Consider the following 2095-nt stretch of genomic DNA (forward strand, 5'->3'; position numbering starts at 1 on the left):
ACGCCTCCGCCCGCAGCACCGCCCGCAAGCCCGCGCCCGGCCGCCACGCCGTCGCGACGCGGCGCACGAAACCGGCGGCGACCGCCTCGACCAGCCTCGGCAAGGCCACCGTCTACAGCCGGCGCCTCAGCGGCCGCCACACCGCCAGCGGCGAACGCTTCGACCCCGAGGCGATGACCGCCGCGCACCGCACGCTGCCGCTCGGCACCACGGTGCGCGTGACCCGGCTCGACACCGGCCACAGCGTCGTGGTCACGATCAACGACCGCGGCGTCGGCTTCCGCGGCCGCATCATCGACCTGTCACCGGCCGCCGCCCGCCGCATCGGCATGCGCAGCGGCGCGGCGCGCGTCAGCGTCGAGCCGATCGGGCGCGGCTGAGGGGCGCCAGCCGTACATCGACGCCCTCAGACCGGCGGCGACTGCCCGGCGGCCTGCGCGCGCAGCATCGTGAACAGCCGCGCCGCCTGCTCCTCCAGCCAGTCGTGGGCCTCGGCGAGTTCGCCGCAGCAGTCGGAGAAGGCATCGAGCACCTGCGGATCGAAGGCCCGGCCGCGCTGCTCCTGCATCCAGCCGAGCACGGTCGCATCCGGCAGCGCCTTGCGGTAGACCCGATCCATGCGCAGCGCATCGTAGAAGTCGCAGACAGCGGTGATGCGCGCCGCGAGCGGGATCGCGTCCCGCCTGAGACCGCGCGGGTAACCGCTGCCGTCGTAGTGCTCGTGGTGCGCGCCGGCGATGTCGGCCGCCATCCGGAACAGCGGCTCGCCGGTGCTCGCGAGGATGCGCTCGCCGAACTCGGCGTGGCGGCGCATCACCGCCATCTCGGCGGCATCGAGCGGCCCCGGCTTGTTCAGGATCGCATCCGGGATCGCGAGCTTGCCGATGTCGTGCAGCGGCGCGCTGGCGCGCAGGCGCAGGCAGGTGTCCTCGTCCAGCCCGAGCCGGCGGCCGATCAGCTCGGCCATGTAGCCGACGCGCACCGTATGCCGGCCGGTGTCGTCGTCGCGCAGCGCCGCGGTCACGAGCAGGCAGCGCAGCGCCGGCAGCGCCGTGCTGCCGGCAGCGACCCGTTCCAGATCTTCGAAATAACCGGCGGGATCAGCCAGCACATCCGCGCCGGGGCGGCGCGCATCGGGCGGCAGTGCCATCGTGGTCTCCTGCGGCCTGCTGGTTTGCAGGACAGCCCGCGCAGCGTAGCGGTACATGACAGAATCGTCATGCCGGCGTCACAGTCCGCTGCGCTTGCGCACCCCTGCGCCATACAGCCGCCCTCCGCCGCCTCCCCGACCCCCGATCCGCCATGCGCAACCCCTTCCGTGCGCTCGCGAGCGCCAACTACCGCCGCTACTGGCTCGGCCAGAGCGTGTCGCTGCTCGGCACCTGGCTGCAGCAGGTGGCAATGGGCTGGCTCGCCTGGCGCCTGAGCGGCTCGCCGGCGCTGCTCGGGCTGATCGGCTTCTGCGCCAACGCCGGCGTGCTCGTGCTCGGCCCGTTCGCCGGCGTGCTGGTCGATCGCATCGACCGGCGCCGTGCGCTGTGGACGACGCAGTGCCTCGCGGCCGTGCAGGCGGGCGGGCTCGCGGCGCTGACGCTCGCCGGTCGCATCGAGGTCTGGCATCTGGTCGCGCTCGCACTCGCGCTCGGCGCGATCTCGGCGCTCGATCTGCCGCTGCGGCAGGCCCTGCAGGCCGAGCTGGTCGGTGACCGCACGCTGCTGCCCAATGCCATCGCGCTGAATTCCCTCAGCTTCAATGTCGCGCGCGCGCTCGGCCCGGCGCTCGCCGGCGCGCTGGTCGCCGCGCTCGGCGAAGGCGTGTGCTTCGCGCTGAATGCGCTGAGCTACGTCGCCGTGCTCGCGGCGCTCGCGCGCATCGACTGGCCGCCTCCGCCCCCGCGGGCGCCGCCGGTGCCGTTCGCCGAACACTGGCGCGAAGGCCTGCGCTATGCGCGCGACTTCGCGCCGCTGGCCGCGGCACTCGGGCTGCTGGCGCCGCTCAGCCTCGCCGTCGGCCCGTACGCGACGCTGATGCAGGTCGTGGCGCGCGAGGTCTACGGCGGCGGCCCGCACACGCTCGGCTGGCTGCTGTCGGCGG

3 protein-coding genes are annotated in these 2095 nt (G+C 74.2%); 2 read left to right on the plus strand and 1 reads right to left on the minus strand.

Going from position 1 to position 2095, the window contains the following annotated elements; all coding sequences use genetic code 11:
• The coding region (locus tag PKE44_RS18650; protein ID WP_324554227.1) for a septal ring lytic transglycosylase RlpA family protein at positions 1–380 on the plus strand (380 nt) is incomplete at its 5' end.
• Positions 381–406: 26 nt separating this feature from the next.
• Here the strand turns inward: PKE44_RS18650 and PKE44_RS18655 are convergent.
• On the minus strand, positions 407–1150 hold the full coding sequence (locus PKE44_RS18655) for an HD-GYP domain-containing protein (protein WP_324554229.1): 744 nt from the start codon (positions 1148–1150) through the stop codon (positions 407–409).
• A 152-nt stretch (positions 1151–1302) separates the two neighbouring features.
• Here PKE44_RS18655 and PKE44_RS18660 point away from each other — a divergent pair.
• Positions 1303–2095 (plus strand): MFS transporter (locus tag PKE44_RS18660; protein ID WP_324554231.1); only part of this gene is annotated, 793 nt, incomplete at its 3' end.

Source organism: Plasticicumulans sp. (genome assembly GCF_035331805.1).
Lineage (GTDB): Bacteria > Pseudomonadota > Gammaproteobacteria > Competibacterales > Competibacteraceae > Plasticicumulans.